This window comes from Streptomyces sp. NPDC029044, assembly GCF_040637495.1.
Classification (GTDB): domain Bacteria; phylum Actinomycetota; class Actinomycetes; order Streptomycetales; family Streptomycetaceae; genus Streptomyces.
In genome coordinates, this window is sequence record NZ_JBEZWN010000003.1 from 186,259 (window position 1) to 203,533 (window position 17,275).

Genomic DNA, 17,275 nt, shown 5'->3' on the forward strand with positions numbered 1-17,275 from the left:
GTCCCCATCGGCTGGTGCGGGCCTGGACCCCATCGGCTGGTGCGGGCCTGGACCCCATCGGCTGGTGCGGGCCTGGACCCCATCGGCTGGTGCGGGCCTGGACCCCATCGGCTGGTGCGGGCTGGCTCTCGGCCGACGCCCCGGCATCGGGTGCGAGCCGACTTCCGGCCGACGCCCCGGCATCAGGTGCGGACGGACTCCCGGCCGGCGCCCCGGCCCTCGGTGCAGCGCCCTTGCCCTCCGCGGGCCGCCCGGTCCCCGGCGTGCCGACTCAACGCCCGGTCCTCGACGTGCCGCCCCGGCATCCGGCCAGTTGCCCTTGAGCGTCTCGTCTCGACCGCCTCGGACCGCCTCGTCTCAACCGACCCAGACCGCGTGAAGATCGCCCGGTCATACGAAGATCGCAGGAAGAAGCGTTCCTGCACAGCTCGGCGGCATCCGGTGAAGCGTTACTCCACCGTGCCGCCGGGCCCATGTCTCAACCAGCGCCCTGCTCGGCGAGGATGCGGTCCAGGGCCTCGTCGAGGTGCGCGTCGAAGTCGGCGAGCGAGCCCTCTTGGCCCAGCGGCACCAGCTTGTCCGTGCGGTCCAGGAAAGCGACGAGCGGTGCCGTCGACGACCGGAACAAGGCCTGGTCGCTGCCCACCTGAAGCCGGATCAGCACCTCGCCCAGCGCGTCGGGGTCTACAGGAGTGACCCGCACATCACCCTCCCCGCACGGCCGGCCGACCCCGTCGATCAGCAACTCCCGCCCGAAAGCCCATGTCACCGGAGCATCGCCGGGCAAATGAAAAGTCAGCCGGACGGCATAGGGATCACTGGACTCATAGCGCAGCTCCACCGGAATGCGGAAGGAGAGCTCCTCGGAGACGAGAAAGCTCATCATGACCTCTGCTTGTACGGACTCGCGCATCGATAACCCCGTCATTCGCCGTGACTGGCCGGGAACGAACCTCTGACACTTGGTGGAATCTTGCTGAACGTACACAGCAGATCACAAGGAGTGAGTTTTCACATACTGATAGAGAGCGCGAGCGAGCCGAGCATCCGCCCGATCTCGGTCTGCAACTGACGGGCTGCGGGGAGCAGCCGGTCGGCCTGGTGTGCGGGCAGTGAGATGGCCACCGTCGCGGCCGTGGTGCCGAGGGTGAGCGGGATGGCGGCGCACACCGCACCCAGGGCGTACTCCTGACGCTCGGTCACGGGTTCCATCCGCCGGATCCGCTCCAGACGCCGGAGCAGACTGTGGTTGTCGCGCGCCGTGTACGGCGTGAGGGGCTGCACCGGGTAGCGGTCTAGGTGGTCCCGGCGCGCTTCCTCGTCCAGCTGGGACAGCAGGCACTGCCCGATCGCGTGGGCGTGCCCGGTCTCACGGAAGTCCGCCCACTCCTCGACCGCCGGGGTGCCCGGGGCGTCGGAGACGCACATGACCTCGATCTCGCCCTCGCGGTACACCGCGTAGTACACCGGCACACCCAGGACGTCCCGCCAGTGCGCGAGCGCGTCGACGACCGTGCTGCGACGTTTCTGCCGCGCCCCGCTGCTGCTCAGCCGCTCGGCCGCCTCACCGAGGAAGAACAGGCCCTTGTCCCGGCGCAGATAGCCCTCGTGCACGAGGGTGCGCAGCAGATGGTACGTCGTGGGCAGCGCCAACCCGGTCTCCCGGGCCAGTTGTTTGGCCGGAGCCCCGTACTCGTGCACGGCGACGGTCTCCAGCAGGCGCATCGCGCGCTGCACGGAGCCGATGAGGGTCGGCGGAGGCGGCGGTGCGGAGGGGGGCGGTGGCCCGGCCGGTGCCGCCGAGCGCGGTTGCGCGGGGACGGTGTGGAGCTGGACGGGTGCGGTGTCAGCCGGGACCAAGGGTCTCTCCCGAAGCGCGAGGGGGCAGACCGTGCGGAGGAACACGGGTGGGGTGAATGCCGCTCGCGGGGAAGTCCCCGCGTCGAGTTCCGGACTCTATTCGTCTGCCACCGCACGCAGACGGTCCGGACGGGAAACTTCCCTCGCCCGAGGGAACGGGTGATTCCAGGTGTTTCCCGCTACCCCCACCGGTTTCCCACCGGTCTCACCAGTCGCTGCGCGACGAGGCGCTCGAAGTGAACTTCCGTACGACGTAGATCAGTCCACCGACCAGCGCCACGAAGACCAGCACCTTGAAAAGCAGTCCGATGACGAAGCCGACCACACTGGCGATCAGCCCGCCGAACACGACCAAGGCGATGACCGGCACCGCGATCCACTTCACCCACCACGGCAGTCCCGTGAAGATCTCTCGCATCGCCCTCGTCCTTACCTTCCCACCCGTTCGAGTGCCGGGCCCTGTCGGTCCTTCTGGATCTCTGATGTCCTGCACTCGATGCTAGGTCCGGGAGGGGGTCGAACGGGGGCCTCGCACCCCTTGTCCTCCCCTGACCGATCCCCTAGGGAACCCTGAGGCCGTCCGTCACCTCTCGGGCGGAGAGAAGACCACCATCACCCTCAGGTCCTCGGTGATGTGGTGGAACTTGTGCGCGACGCCCGCCGGCACGTAGACCACACTTCCGCGCGCCACCTGGGTCGTCTCCAGCCCGACGGTGATCGCGGCACGGCCGCTCACAATGAAGTAGACCTCGTCCTGATTGTGCGGCTTCTGTGGATCCTGTTCGCCCGCGTCCAGGGCGTACAGACCGACCGACATGTTCTGCTCCCGCAGAAACTGCAGGTAGGCGCCGTCGTTGGCGGCGCGCTCCGCCTCCAGTTCATCCAGCCGGAATGCCTTCATCGCCTTGTCCGCCCCTGCCTCTTGTGCCCGCGTCCGATCAGGTCTGCCACGATCAGACACATGATGAATTTCGTAGTCAAGACGATCGCCAACGCGGGCGCCCTGGCGGTCGCCGTATGGCTGCTCGACAAGATCACCCTGACCGGTGACAGCACGGGCAAGAAGATCGGCACCCTGATCATCGTGGCGCTGCTCTTCGGCCTGGTGAACTTCCTGGTCAAGCCGCTGGTCAAGCTCCTCAGCCTGCCGCTTCTGATACTGACGCTCGGCCTGTTCACGCTGGTCGTCAACGCGCTGATGCTGCTGCTCACCTCATGGCTGGCGGACAAGCTCGACCTGAGCTTCCACGTGGAGGGCTTCTGGACGGCCGTCCTGGGCGGCCTGATCATCTCGGTCGTCTCCTGGGCGCTGCACGTCGTCCTGCCCGACGGAGACTGAGCAGACATGACGTACCGCGTCTGCTTCGTCTGCACGGGCAACATCTGCCGGTCCCCGATGGCCGAGGTCGTCTTCCGCGCACGCGTGGCGGAGGCCGGTCTCGACGGTTTGGTGGAGGTCGACAGCGCCGGTACGGGCGGCTGGCACGAGGGTGACGGCGCCGACCCGCGCACCGTGGCCGTCCTGGAGGACAACGGCTACGCCGGCGGGCACACGGCCCGGCAGTTCCAGCCGTCCTGGTTCTCCCGCCTCGACCTGGTGATCGCCCTCGACTCCGGCCACCTCGGGGCGCTGCGCCGCCTCGCGCCGACGGAGCAGGACGCCCGGAAGGTACGGCTGCTCCGCTCGTACGATCCTGCCGCCGGCGACGACCTCGACGTACCGGACCCCTACTACGGGGGCGTGGACGGCTTCGAGGAGTGCCTTGAGATGGTGGAGGCGGCGAGCACCTCTCTGCTCGCCGCCGTACGCAAGGACCTGGAAGGACGGGTGGCATGAGCGATTCCGCGACGGATGGCGCGGGCGGGGCGACGGGCGAGCCGGCCCGGGCGGCGGCCGACGCGGAGAAGACGACGGACGGTGCGGGCCGAGTGACCAGGGCTGCGGGCCGCGCGGCGGATGCCGTGGACGAGGTGACGGATGCCGTGGACAGGGCGACCGGCGCCGTCGACGAGGTGACGGGCGCCGCGGGACGGACAGCCTCGGGGGCCGGTGACGGCACGCGCGCGGTGCGGGCCGGGCTGCCCGAGCCGGTCAAGCACGAGCCCACCCTGCCCGGCCCGGTGTTCGCCGCCCACTTCCACCTGCCGGGTGACCCGACCGGCCCCTACACCTACGGCCGGGACGAGAACCCGACGTGGACGCTGCTGGAGCGCGCTGTCGGCGAGTTGGAGGCACCCGGCCGGGACGACGCCGAGACGCTCGTCTTCGCGTCGGGCATGGCCGCGATCTCGGCGGTGCTCTTCTCGCAGCTGCGCACCGGCGACGTGTGCGTCCTGCCCGACGACGGCTACCAGGCGCTGCCGCTGGTCCGTGCCCAGCTGGAGGCGTACGGCATCGAGGTGCGCACCGCGCCGACGGGCGGCGACGCCCAGCTCGACGTCCTCGACGGCGCGAGGCTGCTGTGGATCGAGACGCCGTCGAACCCGGGGCTCGACGTGTGCGACATCGGGCGGCTCGCCGAGGCGGCACGCGCGCGTGGTGCCCTGGTGGCCGTCGACAACACGCTCGCGACGCCGCTCGGTCAGCGTCCGCTGGAGCTCGGTGCCGACTTCTCGGTGGCCAGCGGCACCAAGCAGCTCACCGGCCACGGCGACGTCCTCCTGGGCTATGTCGTCGGCCGGGACGCCGAGGCCATGGTCGCCGTGCGCCGCTGGCGCAAGATCGTCGGTGCGATCCCGGGGCCCATGGAGGCCTGGCTGGCGCACCGTTCGATCGCGACGCTCCAGATGCGGGTCGACCGGCAGAGCGCGACGGCGCTGGCGGTCGCCGAGGCACTGCGCGAGCGCCCCGAGGTGACGGGGCTGCGCTACCCGGGCCTCCCTGACGACCCGTCGCACAAGATCGCCGCGCGGCAGATGCGGCGCTTCGGCTGCGTGGTGTCCTTCACCCTGCCCACGCGCGCGCGTGCCGACCGCTTTCTCGACGCGCTGCGGCTCGTGGACGACGCGACGAGCTTCGGCGGGGTGCGGTCCACGGCCGAACGGCGGGGGCGCTGGGGCGGGGACGCGGTGTCTGAGGGCTTCATCCGCCTGTCGGTCGGCGCCGAGGACCCGGAGGACCTGGTGGCGGACGTGCTGCGTGCGCTGGACGCGTCGGCTGACTGACCATCCCCACGGACGGTCCGAGCCTCCCCCCTCGTGGCTCGGACCGTCCCCCGGTTCCGCGCGCAAGAACCGCGCGACCAAGGCTAGTTGACTCTCTGTCAGTGTCCAATCACGGTAGCGACAGAGACCTATCGACTTATTTATAGTTGAGCACGGCCGTGGGCGGGGAGCGGGGGCCGGAGAGGGGAGTGAGCGGTGGATCTGGCCTTGCTGCGGACCTTCGTGACCGTGCACCGGGCCGGCTCCTTCACCCGCGCCGCCGCCCTGCTCGGTCTCTCCCAGCCCGCCGTCACCTCGCAGATACGCACGCTGGAACGGCAGCTGGGCCGCCCCTTGTTCCTCCGGCAGGCCCGTGGCGTGACCCCGACGAGCATCGGCGACGAACTCGCCCACAAGGCCGCGCCCCATCTCGACGCCCTGGTGGAGATCACCGAGACCGGCCTCGACGACGACTCCTCCTTACGGACGCTGCACCTCGCAGGTCCTCCGGAGTTCACCGCCGAACGAGCCCTGCCCGCCCTCACGGAGCTGACCGGTGAGGACGGGCAGGGCTTCGCCTTGCGCGCTTCCTTCGGGACGGCCGAGGAGACTCTGGAAGGGCTTTCCGCCGGGCATCACGATCTGGCCATCAGCACCGCCCAGCCGCGGGGCGCCCTGCTCACGGCGACTGCGCTCTGCGACGAAGAGCACGTCCTGGTCGCCACCCCGCGCTGGGCCGAGGAGATCGGCACCGGGCAACCGGACCGCAAGCCGGAACCGGCCCTCGATAAGGTGCCTGTGGTGGAGGTGCACGAGTCGCTGCCCTTCGTCTCCCGCTACTGGGCCTCCGTCTTCGACTCGCACCCGGCCGCCCCGGGCACCGTGATCGTCCCCGACCTGCGCGCGGTCCTGGCCTGCGCGGCCGCCGGCGCCGGCTTGGCGGTGCTGCCCCGCTATCTGTGTGCGCCGGCGCTGGAGCGGGGTGAGATCGTCGCCCTGCACGAGCCGCCGGTTCCGCCGTTGCGGACGTACTTTCTGGTGGTCCGTACCGGGACGCTGGCCATGCCCCACATCGCTCGGGCCCACGAGTGGTTGCAGCGGGCTTCGGCCGACTGGTGCTGAGGCCCTTCCGGCCGGCCTTGGAGCTGCGTGACGTGGGTTTCGGCTGCGCCCACGGCGGGGGCACGGGGGGCGCCTCGGCGCAGGTATCGGTGCGCTCGGGACCGGGCCTCACTCCAGGAGCTCGACCGGTGACGTTTCGCGATGTTTCACGTGGAACCAGCCGGGCCACATTTCACTCATGACCGTCCGACCCGTGGTCAAGCGCACCGCCCGCGCCGTTCTGCTGGACGGTGCCGACCTGATCTTGATCAAGCGCACCAAGCCGGGTGTGGATCCCTACTGGCTCACGCCCGGTGGCGGGGTCGAGCCCGGCGACTCGACCGTCGTCGACGCCCTGCACCGCGAGGTGTACGAGGAGCTCGGCGCCAAGATCACCGATGTGGTGCCCTGTTTCGTGGACACCATGGAGCACATCGGGGAGGACGGCGGCGCGACCGGTGTGAAGGTGCAGCACTTCTTCGTCTGCCGCCTGGAGTCCATGGACCCCTCCCTGCGCCATGGCCCCGAGGTGGACGAGCCGGTCGGCGAGTACGAGATCGTGCGCGTGCCCTTCACCCGTGTCGGCATCGCCTCGGTGCATCTCGTGCCGCTGTCGCTGCGCCACTACCTGGACGGCAACATCGAGGGCGTACTCGCCATGCACGCGCCCGACCTGGGCTGAGGCAGCCGGTCAGCTTCCGGTCCCCACCAGCTCCTCGACGGAGTCGTGCCGTATGCGCTCCGACGGGATGCCGATGTCCCTCAGGGCGTTCATACTGCTGCGGATCATTCCGGGCGGCCCCGAGAGATAGGCGTCGAACTCGTTCCACGGCCCATAGGCACGTATCGCGTCCGGCAACTGCTGGTTCGCCTGTTGGTCGATGATCGCCCGGACCGAGAGCCAGGGGTGGCTCTGCTGGAGGCGGAGCATGGTGTCGATGTCGTACAGGTCGATGTCCGTGCGGGCGCCGTAGAAGACCTCGACCGCCCGGCGGTCCCCGTGCTCGGCGACATCCTCGACCAGGGCCTTGATGGGCGCTATGCCCGTACCGCCGCCCAGGCAGAGCAGACCGCTGTCGGTGGTGTGGTCCACGGTCATGGAACCGGCGGGCGGGCCGAGCCGGATGATGTCGCCGGGGCGGGCGCGGTGCACCAGGGCATTGGAGACCCAGCCCGCCGGAACGGCCTTCACGTGGAACGACAGAAGACCGTCGGAGCGAGGTGCCGAGGCGAAGGAGTAGTGCCGCCAGATCCGGGGCCACCAGGGCGTCTCCACGCTCGTGTACTGCCCCGCGAGGAAGGGGTACGGCTGGTCGGGCCGGACGGTGACGACCGCGACGTCCGGGGTTCTCAGGTCGTGCGTGACGATCTCGGCGTACCACCAGGCCGGAGCGCGCAGTTCGTCTGCGGCCGCCGCGTCGATCATGACCTGGGAGATCGTGGTGTAGGCCCTGACCCAGGCCGCCTCCATCTCCGGGTTCCAGACCCCGGCGGCGTACTTGCTCAGCGCACCGATGAGGCACTCGCCGACGGCCGGGTAGTGCTCGGCCCGCGTCCCGTACTTCCGGTGCCCCCGGCCGAGATTCTGCAAGTAGTCGACGAGGACTTCCTTGTTGTCGATGTGCTCGGCCGCCGTGAGCAGCGCTCTGAGCAGCCGGTCCCGCTGGGTGTCCATCGCGGCCGGGAACAGCGACCGCAGGTCGGGGTGGCGGACGAAGAGCAGGGCATAGAAGTACGACGTGACCTTGTCGGCGACCGGCGCCACCTCGGTCATGGCCCGGCGGATGAGCAGTGCGTCCGGGGAGCCCTCTCCGGCCGGTGCGGTGTCGGCCGCTTCCGGGGACGACACCGGAGCGTGCCGCTGGGCGGAGACAGGTTGCTCGGCAGCGGCAGTTGTAGGCGGAGCCGGTGTGGAGGCGAAGGGCGTCGGGGTCAGCGCGGTCGGTGCGGGGCCGGACGATGTGGCGCCGAAGAGGCTGGATACAGCGGGGGAAGGAGCGTGCTGCGTGGTGGGAGGCGCGGGTGTCGGCATGGCATCCGGGGTCTCATGCCCTTGCTCCGGCCCACCGGTGCCCACACTGCCGGGTGCCGGGCCGGGCGGCGCGGATGGGCCGTCTGCCGGCGCTTGCCGGGCGGGTCCGGGCCTGCCCACCGGGCGTATCGCGGCCGGTCGGCGCCCGTCTGCCGCCCTGTCGGGCGGCAGGGCGTCGGTGTCCGGCACCGTCGTCGGGTCCTTGCGGGGTGTGAACCAGCCGCCCCCGCCGCCAGAAGTGCCGTTGTCGGCCGACGTGGTGGTCGGAGCGTCCATGGTGTGCCTCGCCTCGAGCATCTTTCGGTCGGTCTGCGCACTTCCCAGTCGGAAGGTGCCTGCTTTCCCCCGTGGACGGTCTGCGTTCCCATCCTTGTCGCGGCCAATGCGGCCACATTCAACCCGTATTCCGGCCCCGTACGGACAAGTAAGGCGAGAGTGTGACATTGGCCGCAGTAACTCTCATCGAGCTTCCCACTCGCCTGGACGCTTCCATCGCATAACCGGAAACGCGGGTCTTCGATCTCCCCGTCCCGTTAGGCTGCACTGCCCCGCACTCGGCCCTCACAGGGGCGTCCCGTCCCGGATGCGAACCGGAGTCGACCCTACCGGCCACCGCCGTGCACACAAGTCCCCCCTTCCTCCGCCACGAATGCGGTCACTTCGCGAACCATCAAGTCGGTCAACTACGGTGCGGTGAAGCACCGTTCCCAGCGCTGATCGGACACGCGATGTTCTTACGTGTTTCACGTGAAACATCCAGCACCGGCCCACGCCGTGTACGGGCGGCGACAACTGGCCAAAAGCTCGTATGTCTCCGCTGAAAGAGGTGGACGCCAGGGGCCCGCGTCGGACAGCCTGACCTGCGTGCCGACTCCTTCCCTTGCCTCCCTGCCCATCCGTCGTCTGACGCTCCGCGATCAAGCCGCATGCGCCGACTTGTCCGAGGACCGGGCGTGGCCCCGTGAGGAGCACAAGTGGGGCTTCCTCCTCACGGCCGGGAAGGGTTACGGCATCGACGACCCCGACGGCGGCTTGGTCAGCGCATGCGTCGTCACCGAGTACGGACCGCAGGACCCCACCCTCGCCGCGATCGGCATGGTCCTGGTCGCCGGACGGCATGCCCGGCAAGGCGTGGGACGCCGGCTGATGCGCCACGTCATCTCGGCGATGGGAGCCACGCCCCTCACCCTGCACGCCACGCCCTACGGCCGGCCCCTCTACGAGGAACTCGGCTTCAAGGTCATCGGGCGGGCCGAGATGGTCCGCGGGCACTTCACTCCCGGTGGGCCCGTGCCGAGAGTCGCCACGCGCGCCGCCACCGCCGAGGACCTGACCGCGATCCTCCACCTCGACGAGCAGGTGTTCGGGACCGACCGCACTCACATCGTCACCCGACTCCCCGCCTTCGCCGACCAGTTGCGCGTGGCCGAGGAGGGCGGGCGGATCATCGGGTACGCGGGTGCCTGGCCGAACATGGACACTCACGTCGTGGGGCCGCTCATCGCACGCGATACGGCGGTGGCGCAGGCCCTGATCGCCTCTCTTGCTGCTCGCACCGACCGTCCGCTGCGCACGGACATCGATGTGCGTCACGAAGAGCTTCTCGCGTGGGTGAAGGAGCGCGGCCTGGAATCCCTCGCCTTCAACTCGGTGATGGCGTACGGGATCACCGAGTTGCCCGGAGACTGGAGCCGGCGGTTCGCGCCGGTCACGGTCGCGGCGGGCTGAAGAGCCTTGATACGACGATGGGGGCTCCCCGGTTCCGGGGAGCCCCCATCGTCGTGCTGAAGACGGCTGGTCAGGCGAGGGTCTCCAAGGCGGCCGTGGCGAACCCGTGGTCCTGCTGCGGGGCGCCGCCGCCGATGCCGATCGCGCCGATCAGACGGCCGTCGCGATGCACCGGAACCCCGCCGGCGATGAACAGCAGCGGCCGGTCGAGCGCGGTCGGCAGGGTGTGGAAGAGGCCACCGGGCTGCACCTCGTCGACCAGGTCGGCGGTGGGCGCGTTCAGCTGGAGAGCCGTGTAGGCCTTACGTGTGCTGGTCTCGCCGGAGATCAGCACGGCACGGTCGTCCCGCCGGAAGGCGAGCAGATGGCCGCCCGCGTCCAGAACGGTGACGCTGATGGTGACGCCTGCGGCCTCGGCGGCGCGCTGGGCCGCTGCGACGAGCGCATCGGCGTCCTGCGTGGTCAGCGGGGCGACAGCGGTGGTGGTGTTCATGAGTGTTTCTCCTGGGCGGCGTGCTGGTGGTGCTGGGTGATGGGGTGGGCCGGGGTGGTCCGGCTGCTCAGTGGTGGACGGCCGGCCGCTGCTCGGCCGGTGCGCCGCCCGTGACGACGGTGCTGGGCTCGCCGGCACGGCGCTCCAGGGCGGCCGAGACAAGAGCCAGGACCAGGGCTCCGGCTGCCAGAGCGGCACCGACCCAGTTGGGGGCGGTGTAGCCGAGGCCAGCCGCGATCACGAGGCCGCCGAGCCAGGCGGACAACGCGTTGCCGAGGTTGAAGGCGCCGATGTTCACGGCGGAGGCCAGGGTCGGGGCACCGTGGGCCTGGTCCAGGACCCGCTTCTGGAGCGGCGGCACGGTGGCGAAACCCAGGGCGCCGATCAGCGCGATGGTGAGGGCCGACAGCAGCTTGTCGTGGGCGGTGACGGTGAACAGCGCCAGAACGACGGCCAGGGCGCCCAGGGAGACGTACAGCATGGGCATCAGGGCACGGTCGGCGAACCTGCCGCCGACGAGGTTGCCGCCGACCATGCCGAGGCCGAAGAGGACGAGCAGCCAGGTGACGGAGCCGTCGGCGAATCCTGCGATGTGGGTCATCATCGGCGCGATGTAGGTGATGGCCGCGAAGACACCGCCGAAGCCGAGGACGGTCATGGCCATTGCGAGCAACACCTGAACGTTCTTGAAGGCAGCCAGCTCGTGGCGCAGGCGCACGCCCTCCGCCTTGGGCATGTCGGGGACGAGCCGGGCGATGCCGGCCAGGCCGACGACGCCGAGGGCGGCAACGATGCCGAAGGTCACCCGCCAGCCGACGGACTGCCCGACGAGCGTGCCCAGCGGGACGCCGACCACGTTGGCGACGGTCAGGCCGGTGAACATCATCGCGATGGCTCCGGCCTTCTTGTCGGGGGCGACGAGGTCGGCCGCGACGACCGAACCGATGCCGAAGAAGGCGCCGTGAGCCAGCGAGGCGACGATCCGTCCGATCAGCATGACGGAGAAGGCCGGGGCCAGAGCGGAGAGCAGGTTTCCGACGATGAACAGGCCCATGAGCAGCATCAGCATCCACTTGCGGGAGACCTTGGTGCCGAGCACGGTCATCAGCGGGGCGCCGAACATGACGCCGAGCGCGTACCCGGTCACCAGGTAGCCGGCTGTGGGGATGGACACCCCGTAATCGCCCGCGACCTCGGGCAGCAAGCCCATGATCACGAATTCCGTCGTTCCGATCCCGAAGGCCCCGATCGCGAGGGCCAGAAGCGCGAGAGGCATGGAGGGGTTACCTTCCCAGACGATTGCAGGAGCGCTTTGCGTGCGTTCACAATAGTTGCACGCGCGGGCTATATGCAACCGCCGTCAATTGCGGACCTGCTCTATCCTGGGTGACAGCCGCTCCGGGACGGAGGAAACGCCAATGACAGCGACGGACCCCGCGCTCACCGCTCTCGCCCAGAGCTGGTGCGCCCTTTCCCTGCTCCACGGGAGGATCGAGGCCCACATCGAGCGCGCCCTGCAGGCCGGGCACGACCTCAGCGCGCGCGAGTACTCCCTGCTGGACGTGCTCAGCCGACAGCACGACGGGGACGGCGGACATCTGCAGATGAAGCAGGTCGCCGACGCGGTCGTCCTCAGCCAGAGCGCCACCACACGCCTGGTCACGCGGCTGGAAGACCGCGGGCTCCTGGAGCGCTATCTGTGCCCCACGGATCGCCGGGGCATCTACACGAACGTCACCGAAGCGGGCCTCGAACTGTTGGAAGCGGCGCGGCCGACCAATGACGCCGCCCTGCGCGAAGCCCTCGACGAAGCCGCGAAGAACCCCGAACTGGCCCCGCTGGTCCGGGTCGTGGAGACCCTGAAGGCCCCGGTGCCCGCCTAGGTGCCTGTCGTTCGGATCAGGCCGCAGGAAATCGGCGGTGCTGATCAGCGCCGGAGAGCGGGCGCGTCGGCGGCTGCCTCGTAGAGCGAGTCTGCGCGGGGGACCGGATGGCGCCTGGGGCATCTCCGCACGGGGCGGCTCTGCATAGGGTGCGCTCATGGGAGATCTTGAGATACGTTCCGCCACCTCCGACGACGTCCCGGCGATCGTCGCCATGCTCGCGGACGACCCGCTGGGCGCCCAGCGCGAGTCACCGGACGACCTCGGCCCGTACCTGGCCGCCCTGGAGCGGCTCAGCGCCGACCCGAACCAGCGTGTGGTCGTAGCCGTACGGCAGGACCGGGTCGTCGGCACGCTCCAGCTCACGATCATTCCCGGGCTCTCCCGACGCGGTGCCACCAGGTCGATCATCGAAGGAGTGCGCATCCACGCGGACGAGCGCGGCAGCGGCCTGGGAACACAGCTCATCGAGTGGGCGATCGACACATCCCGGGAGTTGGGATGCCAGTTGGTCCAACTGACCTCCGACAGGACGCGCGCCGACGCCCACCGCTTCTACGAGCGGCTCGGGTTCACGGCCTCCCACACAGGCTTCAAGCTTTCGCTGTGACCGGCATGTCTGGGTGCCGTGTTTCACGTGAAACACAGCGCCCAGACATGTCACCGCCTAACCGATACCGCGCCATCCCCCGGGATCGACCCCGCCCGGCACGGGAGCCCCCTCGTCGTACGGCTGACGCGTGAACACGAACGAGCCGAGGTCCAGATGGCCCACGGACCCGTCCGGCCGCCGTACGGCCTTCAGGAGCTCGCCGGCGTAGTAGCCCTCCAGCCCCGTCCAGGTGCCGTCGCCGTTCGAACGGAACCGTGAGCGGCGCCCGGCACCGGACAGCGGCCCCAGTGAGACCAGTCCGTCGGCCGTCAGCCGCAGAGCGAAGGCGTGCGTCCCCCAGTACCACTGCCCCGTCAGCTCCAGCAGCGACGGGTCGAGATCAGCCAGCGGCTTCCACGGTGCCGGGATGCTCGGCTCCGCCTCGGCCACGATGCGAACCAGGTCAGCGGCGACCGGGAACAGCAGCGGCCCGGAAGTGGAGTTGGCCATGACGATCGCCGCCACGTCGTCATCGACGCTGATCATGAGGCACGCGAGGAACCCGGGCAGCGAGCCGGTGTGGCCGACGAGGGACCGGCCGTTCCGCCGCCGGATCTCCATGCCCAGACAGTAGGCGTAACCGCCCGCCACGTCCGCCGCCTCGTGGGGCGCGGCCGGTGTCCTCATCTCCCGCAGCGACGCGGCGCTCAGCACCCGCTCGTCGCCCTGGACGAGGAAGACCGCGAACCGCGCCAGGTCACCGGTCGTCGACCAGAGTTGACCGGCCGGAGCCATGCGCCCCAGATCCTCGATGGGCTCGGGAAGCATCACATCGGCCCAGGGGTGCACGGCCCAGCCACCCGCATGGGGCGCCTGAGGCAGCGCACTCGTGCGATGCAGGCCCAGAGGTTCGAGCACTTCACGCCGAAGGACCTCCTCCCAAGGGGCCCCGCGGAGCTTCTCGATGAGTGCGCCGAGCAATGCGTATCCCGGGTTCGAGTAGTGGAACCGGCGGCCGGGCGGAGCCAGGAGGGGCCGCTCACCCAGAACGTCGGCGAGTTCGGGCCGCAGGGATCCGGGGCTCCGCTCCCACCATGGTCCCGGCGTCTCGGCCGCCAGCCCTCCTGTGTGCGCCAGGAGTTCGGCGATGGTCGCCTCCCCCACGCCGGTGCCCGGCAGATGCTTCTCGAGCGGATCCCCCAGATCCAAGGCGCCCTCGTCGCGAAGTCGCAGGACGAGGACGGCTGTGAAGGTCTTGGTGATCGAACCGATCCGGTACTGCACGTTCTCGTCCGGCGCGTGCCCTTCCACCGAAGTCCGCGCACCCGCCCACACCGTCGTCCCGTCCCGCACGACGGCCGCGACGAGCGACGGAGCCCGCCCTTCAGCCTGCGCAACGGCGATCCGGTGCAACAGAGCGCGACGGGTACCGGGAAGCAGTTCTCCCTGAGATGTCGTCATGAGCCCAGTCCACCCGGCCGGACATCCCCTCGTCGAGCACATTCAGGGCCGGAGCCTTCAAGGTCGGGCCTGGGCTCGCGCGACCGGTGGCACAGAACATCGCGTCCAGCAGGCGGAGGCGGGCCTGTGCGGAAGGATGAGGCCGTGCTGACCTACGTGTACCGCATCACCAAGTACGACCCCGCCGACCGCGACACACAGGGCCGCTACTCCGGTCCTGAGGACACCGTCAGCGACCACGGCGAGGTCGAGGCAGCATATCTGCGGGCGGTCGCCGCATTCGCCGCGGACACTGGCATCGATCACCTGGCCGTGCGCGAGCCTCAGGTTCCCTCCCTCGCGCACTTCGGTGCCGGGCCCGCGATGGACGGTTTCGGGCTGGAAGCACTCTTCCCGTCCGGCCTGGCCGGTTTTCACGACGGGGCACAGGTGCCCCTCCACAGCGCACTGGAGCTGGTCCGGGTCATGCTGCGTGACAACGGTGCCTGGTGCCGGCTGGAGGCGGAGGGCAGGTTCGCGGTCCACGTGGGATGGGACCAGTACCTCTACATCAGCAGCAGCCGGGTTTGCGAGGAGGCACTGGCCGTCACCCGCGAACTCGGGCTGTTCGCAGAACGTACGGACTCCTCCCCCTACGCCTTCGAAGCCGAGGAGCAAGAGCAGTACATCCAGCGTCCTGCAGATGATGACTTCTGGGCCGACCTGCACAGGGCAGTCGTCGCCGGCCAGGCAGGAATCCTGGAAGAGACGTATCTCGAAGGTGCCTCACGGTGGCACCATCTCACCGGCGACACCCTCGACCTGGTCCGCGCTGGGCTGACACCCCGGGCTCGGATCGCGGTCTGGCCACCCCTGTCCTCCGACATCGCCGCCGTCCTCAGGGCCGTTCCCGCAGATGGCCTCGTCGAGGGGGTGTGGCAGGACGAAGAGGGCGTCATCTGCAGCACCATAGCCGACGAGGACACGTTCCCGGAGCTGACCGCCCGGATGTCCCGTGCCCGCGCTGCCGCACTCCTGTCCGTCTATGTGGGTGAGCGTGTGCCCCTGTCCGCGGCAGTCATGACCGACGACGACGGAGTCCTGCGGGCCCGTTGGAGGACCGAGCCGACGCCGAGCGACCACGATGGGGCACGCCGCCGGCCGTAGGGAGGCGGATCAGGTCTGCGCCATGTCCACGAACCGTGAGTAGTGTCCCTGGAAGGCGACCGTGATCGTCGCCGTCGGGCCGTTACGGTGCTTGCCCACGATGATGTCCGCCTCGCCCGCGCGCGGCGACTCCTTCTCGTACGCGTCCTCACGGTGCAGGAGGATCACCATGTCGGCGTCCTGCTCGATGGAACCCGACTCACGCAGGTCGGACACCATCGGCTTCTTGTCCGTGCGCTGCTCGGGACCACGGTTGAGCTGGGAGAGCGCGATCACCGGAACCTCCAGCTCCTTCGCCAGGAGCTTGAGGTTCCGGGACATGTCCGAGACCTCCTGCTGCCGGCTCTCGGAGCGCTTGGAACCGCCGGCCTGCATCAGCTGCAGATAGTCGATGATCACGAGCTTGATGTCGTTGCGCTGCTTCAGCCGACGGCACTTCGCGCGAATCTCCATCATCGACAGGTTCGGGGAGTCGTCGATGTAGAGCGGTGCGGACGAGACCTCGGGCATCCGGCGCGCCAGGCGTGTCCAGTCGTCGTCCGTCATGGTGCCGGACCGCATGTGATGCAGGGCGACGCGGGCCTCCGCGGACAGCAGACGCATCGCGATCTCGTTGCGCCCCATTTCCAGGGAGAAGATGACGCTCGGCAGGTTGTGCTTGATCGACGCGGCCCGGGCGAAGTCCAGAGCGAGCGTCGACTTACCCATGGCGGGACGGGCCGCGATGACGATCATCTGCCCCGGGTGCAGACCGTTGGTGAGGGAATCGAGGTCGGTGAACCCCGTGGGAACGCCCGTCATCTCGCCACTGCGGGAGCCGATCGCCTCGATCTCGTCGAGGGCGCCCTCCATGATGTCGCCGAGCGGCAGGTAGTCCTCGCTGGTGCGCTGCTCGGTGACCGCGTAGACCTCTGCCTGAGCGCGGTTGACGATCTCGTCTACGTCGTCGTCGGCCGCGTATCCCATCTGGGTGATGCGCGTACCGGCCTCGACCAGTCGGCGCAGGACGGCCCGCTCGTGGACGATCTCCGCGTAGTACGCCGCGTTGGCGGCCGTGGGCACCGTCTGGACGAGGGTGTGCAGATACGAGGCTCCGCCGACCTTGTTGATCTCGCCGCGTTTGGTGAGCTCGGCCGCGATCGTGATGGGGTCGGCCGGCTCGCCCTTGGCGTAGACGTCGAGAACGGCCTGGTAGATCGTCTCGTGGGCCGGTTTGTAGAAGTCGTGGCCTTTGAGGATCTCGACGACGTCGGCGATGGCGTCCTTGGACAGGAGCATGCCGCCGAGGACGGACTGCTCCGCGTCGATGTCCTGCGGCGGTACCCGCTCGAAGGACGGAGCCGATCCGCCGTCCCACGTCCCGTTGTCCCTGCCACGCTCGTGCTGTTCGTCGCGGCCGCGAGCTCCGTCACCACGTCGGCGGGAGGCGGGCAGACGATCACTGGGACCGCTGTCGGCCCATGGATCGTCCAAGGGCTCGGAAATGCTCACCGAGCCACCTCCTCCCGTCCGCCGAAGCAGACCTAGCCGTGCCCCTCTGTTCTACGGCACGGCACTGACAAATAAGAGGCCCAACTCCGGTTGGCACACGCCGGTTTTGTGGCGTTTTGAAAACCGGCGGACGGAGCGGGCGCCGGACCACCGTAGGCCTGTCGGCACCGTCAGCCAATCTGGTTATCCACAGGCCATGTGGACGACGGCCCAGATGCTGTGGAGAACTCCGCGAAACCTGTGCACGACCCGGTGGACAGGCCTGTGAACAAGCAGCGATCCTCACCAGCGGAACCAATCTGACCTGCATCTTTGTCGTCCACCGGCTGTGCAGAAGAAAAACT

Annotated in this window: 18 protein-coding genes; 9 read left to right on the forward strand and 9 right to left on the reverse strand. The window is 69.3% G+C overall.

Going from position 1 to position 17,275, the window contains the following annotated elements; all coding sequences use genetic code 11:
* Positions 1-478 precede the first annotated feature (478 nt).
* The 4 genes from AB0E85_RS04315 to AB0E85_RS04330 all read right to left on the reverse strand — a co-directional run bounded on the left by AB0E85_RS04315 (position 479) and on the right by AB0E85_RS04330 (position 2,761).
* Positions 479-913 (reverse strand): SsgA family sporulation/cell division regulator, encoded by a 435-nt coding sequence (locus AB0E85_RS04315; RefSeq protein ID WP_030849994.1) that lies wholly within the window; start codon positions 911-913, stop codon positions 479-481.
* A 98-nt stretch (positions 914-1,011) separates the two neighbouring features.
* A complete protein-coding gene (locus AB0E85_RS04320) occupies positions 1,012-1,746 on the reverse strand; it encodes an IclR family transcriptional regulator C-terminal domain-containing protein (protein ID WP_361922392.1) in 735 nt (244 codons plus the stop codon).
* Between the two features lie 319 nt (positions 1,747-2,065).
* A complete protein-coding gene (locus AB0E85_RS04325; RefSeq protein WP_361922227.1) occupies positions 2,066-2,278 on the reverse strand; it encodes a DUF5326 family protein in 213 nt (70 codons plus the stop codon).
* Between the two features lie 165 nt (positions 2,279-2,443).
* Complete coding sequence (locus AB0E85_RS04330; RefSeq protein ID WP_361922229.1) at positions 2,444-2,761, reverse strand: cupin domain-containing protein; 318 nt, start codon at positions 2,759-2,761, stop codon at positions 2,444-2,446.
* A 60-nt stretch (positions 2,762-2,821) separates the two neighbouring features.
* On the opposite strand from AB0E85_RS04330, the gene AB0E85_RS04335 reads away from it, so the two are divergent.
* From AB0E85_RS04335 to AB0E85_RS04355, 5 genes are all read left to right on the forward strand, one after another.
* The gene (locus tag AB0E85_RS04335; RefSeq protein ID WP_033309868.1) at positions 2,822-3,199 is read left to right on the forward strand and encodes a phage holin family protein; all 378 of its coding nucleotides are present in this window, start codon (positions 2,822-2,824) and stop codon (positions 3,197-3,199) included.
* A 6-nt stretch (positions 3,200-3,205) separates the two neighbouring features.
* Positions 3,206-3,697: a low molecular weight protein-tyrosine-phosphatase gene (locus AB0E85_RS04340; protein WP_361922232.1), complete on the forward strand. Its 492-nt coding sequence runs from the start codon at positions 3,206-3,208 to the stop codon at positions 3,695-3,697.
* On the forward strand, positions 3,694-5,025 hold the full coding sequence (locus tag AB0E85_RS04345) for a cystathionine gamma-lyase (RefSeq protein ID WP_361922234.1): 1,332 nt from the start codon (positions 3,694-3,696) through the stop codon (positions 5,023-5,025). The genes AB0E85_RS04340 and AB0E85_RS04345 overlap by 4 nt, the downstream gene beginning before the upstream one ends.
* Positions 5,026-5,220: 195 nt before the next feature.
* Complete coding sequence (locus AB0E85_RS04350) at positions 5,221-6,126, forward strand: LysR family transcriptional regulator (RefSeq protein ID WP_361922236.1); 906 nt, start codon at positions 5,221-5,223, stop codon at positions 6,124-6,126.
* A gap of 178 nt (positions 6,127-6,304) precedes the next feature.
* A complete protein-coding gene (locus tag AB0E85_RS04355) occupies positions 6,305-6,787 on the forward strand; it encodes an NUDIX hydrolase (RefSeq protein WP_030849972.1) in 483 nt (160 codons plus the stop codon).
* Positions 6,788-6,796: 9 nt separating this feature from the next.
* On the opposite strand, the gene AB0E85_RS04360 is transcribed toward AB0E85_RS04355, so the two are convergent.
* A complete protein-coding gene (locus AB0E85_RS04360; protein WP_361922238.1) occupies positions 6,797-8,434 on the reverse strand; it encodes a globin domain-containing protein in 1,638 nt (545 codons plus the stop codon).
* A gap of 567 nt (positions 8,435-9,001) precedes the next feature.
* Between AB0E85_RS04360 and AB0E85_RS04365 the strand changes: the two genes are divergently transcribed.
* Positions 9,002-9,865, forward strand: coding sequence for a GNAT family N-acetyltransferase (locus AB0E85_RS04365; protein ID WP_361922240.1), 864 nt, complete (start codon positions 9,002-9,004; stop codon positions 9,863-9,865).
* 70 nt (positions 9,866-9,935) lie between these two features.
* Here the strand turns inward: AB0E85_RS04365 and AB0E85_RS04370 are convergent, their stop codons facing one another.
* A complete protein-coding gene (locus AB0E85_RS04370; protein WP_361922242.1) occupies positions 9,936-10,358 on the reverse strand; it encodes a heme-binding protein in 423 nt (140 codons plus the stop codon).
* Between the two features lie 67 nt (positions 10,359-10,425).
* A complete protein-coding gene (locus tag AB0E85_RS04375) occupies positions 10,426-11,634 on the reverse strand; it encodes an MFS transporter (protein WP_361922244.1) in 1,209 nt (402 codons plus the stop codon).
* Positions 11,635-11,776: 142 nt separating this feature from the next.
* Here AB0E85_RS04375 and AB0E85_RS04380 point away from each other — a divergent pair, with 142 nt between their 5' ends.
* Positions 11,777-12,241 carry a MarR family transcriptional regulator gene (locus AB0E85_RS04380; protein ID WP_107456502.1) on the forward strand — a complete coding sequence of 155 codons (465 nt, stop codon included), beginning with the start codon at positions 11,777-11,779 and terminating at the stop codon, positions 12,239-12,241.
* 157 nt (positions 12,242-12,398) lie between these two features.
* Positions 12,399-12,851, forward strand: a complete 453-nt coding sequence (locus tag AB0E85_RS04385) for a GNAT family N-acetyltransferase (protein WP_361922246.1) — start codon at positions 12,399-12,401, stop codon at positions 12,849-12,851.
* Positions 12,852-12,908: 57 nt separating this feature from the next.
* On the opposite strand, the gene AB0E85_RS04390 is transcribed toward AB0E85_RS04385, so the two are convergent.
* The gene (locus AB0E85_RS04390; RefSeq protein ID WP_361922248.1) at positions 12,909-14,294 is read right to left on the reverse strand and encodes a serine hydrolase domain-containing protein; all 1,386 of its coding nucleotides are present in this window, start codon (positions 14,292-14,294) and stop codon (positions 12,909-12,911) included.
* Between the two features lie 144 nt (positions 14,295-14,438).
* Here AB0E85_RS04390 and AB0E85_RS04395 point away from each other — a divergent pair, with 144 nt between their 5' ends.
* On the forward strand, positions 14,439-15,440 hold the full coding sequence (locus AB0E85_RS04395) for an RNA-binding protein (protein ID WP_361922250.1): 1,002 nt from the start codon (positions 14,439-14,441) through the stop codon (positions 15,438-15,440).
* Between the two features lie 9 nt (positions 15,441-15,449).
* Here the strand turns inward: AB0E85_RS04395 and dnaB are convergent, their stop codons facing one another.
* Positions 15,450-16,931: a replicative DNA helicase gene (dnaB, locus tag AB0E85_RS04400; protein ID WP_361922252.1), complete on the reverse strand. Its 1,482-nt coding sequence runs from the start codon at positions 16,929-16,931 to the stop codon at positions 15,450-15,452.
* Between the last annotated feature and the right edge of the window lie 344 nt (positions 16,932-17,275).

Excerpts from the sequence above, each read along its gene's own strand:
- AB0E85_RS04315 (WP_030849994.1), bottom strand. The coding sequence starts at position 913 with ATGCGCGAGTCCGTACAAGCAGAGGTCATGATGAGCTTTCTCGTCTCC.
- AB0E85_RS04325 (WP_361922227.1), bottom strand. The coding sequence starts at position 2,278 with ATGCGAGAGATCTTCACGGGACTGCCGTGGTGGGTGAAGTGGATCGCG.
- AB0E85_RS04330 (WP_361922229.1), bottom strand. The coding sequence starts at position 2,761 with ATGAAGGCATTCCGGCTGGATGAACTGGAGGCGGAGCGCGCCGCCAAC.
- AB0E85_RS04335 (WP_033309868.1), top strand. The coding sequence starts at position 2,822 with ATGATGAATTTCGTAGTCAAGACGATCGCCAACGCGGGCGCCCTGGCG.
- AB0E85_RS04340 (WP_361922232.1), top strand. The coding sequence starts at position 3,206 with ATGACGTACCGCGTCTGCTTCGTCTGCACGGGCAACATCTGCCGGTCC.
- AB0E85_RS04345 (WP_361922234.1), top strand. The coding sequence starts at position 3,694 with ATGAGCGATTCCGCGACGGATGGCGCGGGCGGGGCGACGGGCGAGCCG.
- AB0E85_RS04355 (WP_030849972.1), top strand. The coding sequence starts at position 6,305 with ATGACCGTCCGACCCGTGGTCAAGCGCACCGCCCGCGCCGTTCTGCTG.
- AB0E85_RS04360 (WP_361922238.1), bottom strand. The coding sequence starts at position 8,434 with ATGCTCGAGGCGAGGCACACCATGGACGCTCCGACCACCACGTCGGCC.
- AB0E85_RS04370 (WP_361922242.1), bottom strand. The coding sequence starts at position 10,358 with ATGAACACCACCACCGCTGTCGCCCCGCTGACCACGCAGGACGCCGAT.
- AB0E85_RS04375 (WP_361922244.1), bottom strand. The coding sequence starts at position 11,634 with ATGCCTCTCGCGCTTCTGGCCCTCGCGATCGGGGCCTTCGGGATCGGA.
- AB0E85_RS04380 (WP_107456502.1), top strand. The coding sequence starts at position 11,777 with ATGACAGCGACGGACCCCGCGCTCACCGCTCTCGCCCAGAGCTGGTGC.
- AB0E85_RS04385 (WP_361922246.1), top strand. The coding sequence starts at position 12,399 with ATGGGAGATCTTGAGATACGTTCCGCCACCTCCGACGACGTCCCGGCG.
- AB0E85_RS04390 (WP_361922248.1), bottom strand. The coding sequence starts at position 14,294 with ATGACGACATCTCAGGGAGAACTGCTTCCCGGTACCCGTCGCGCTCTG.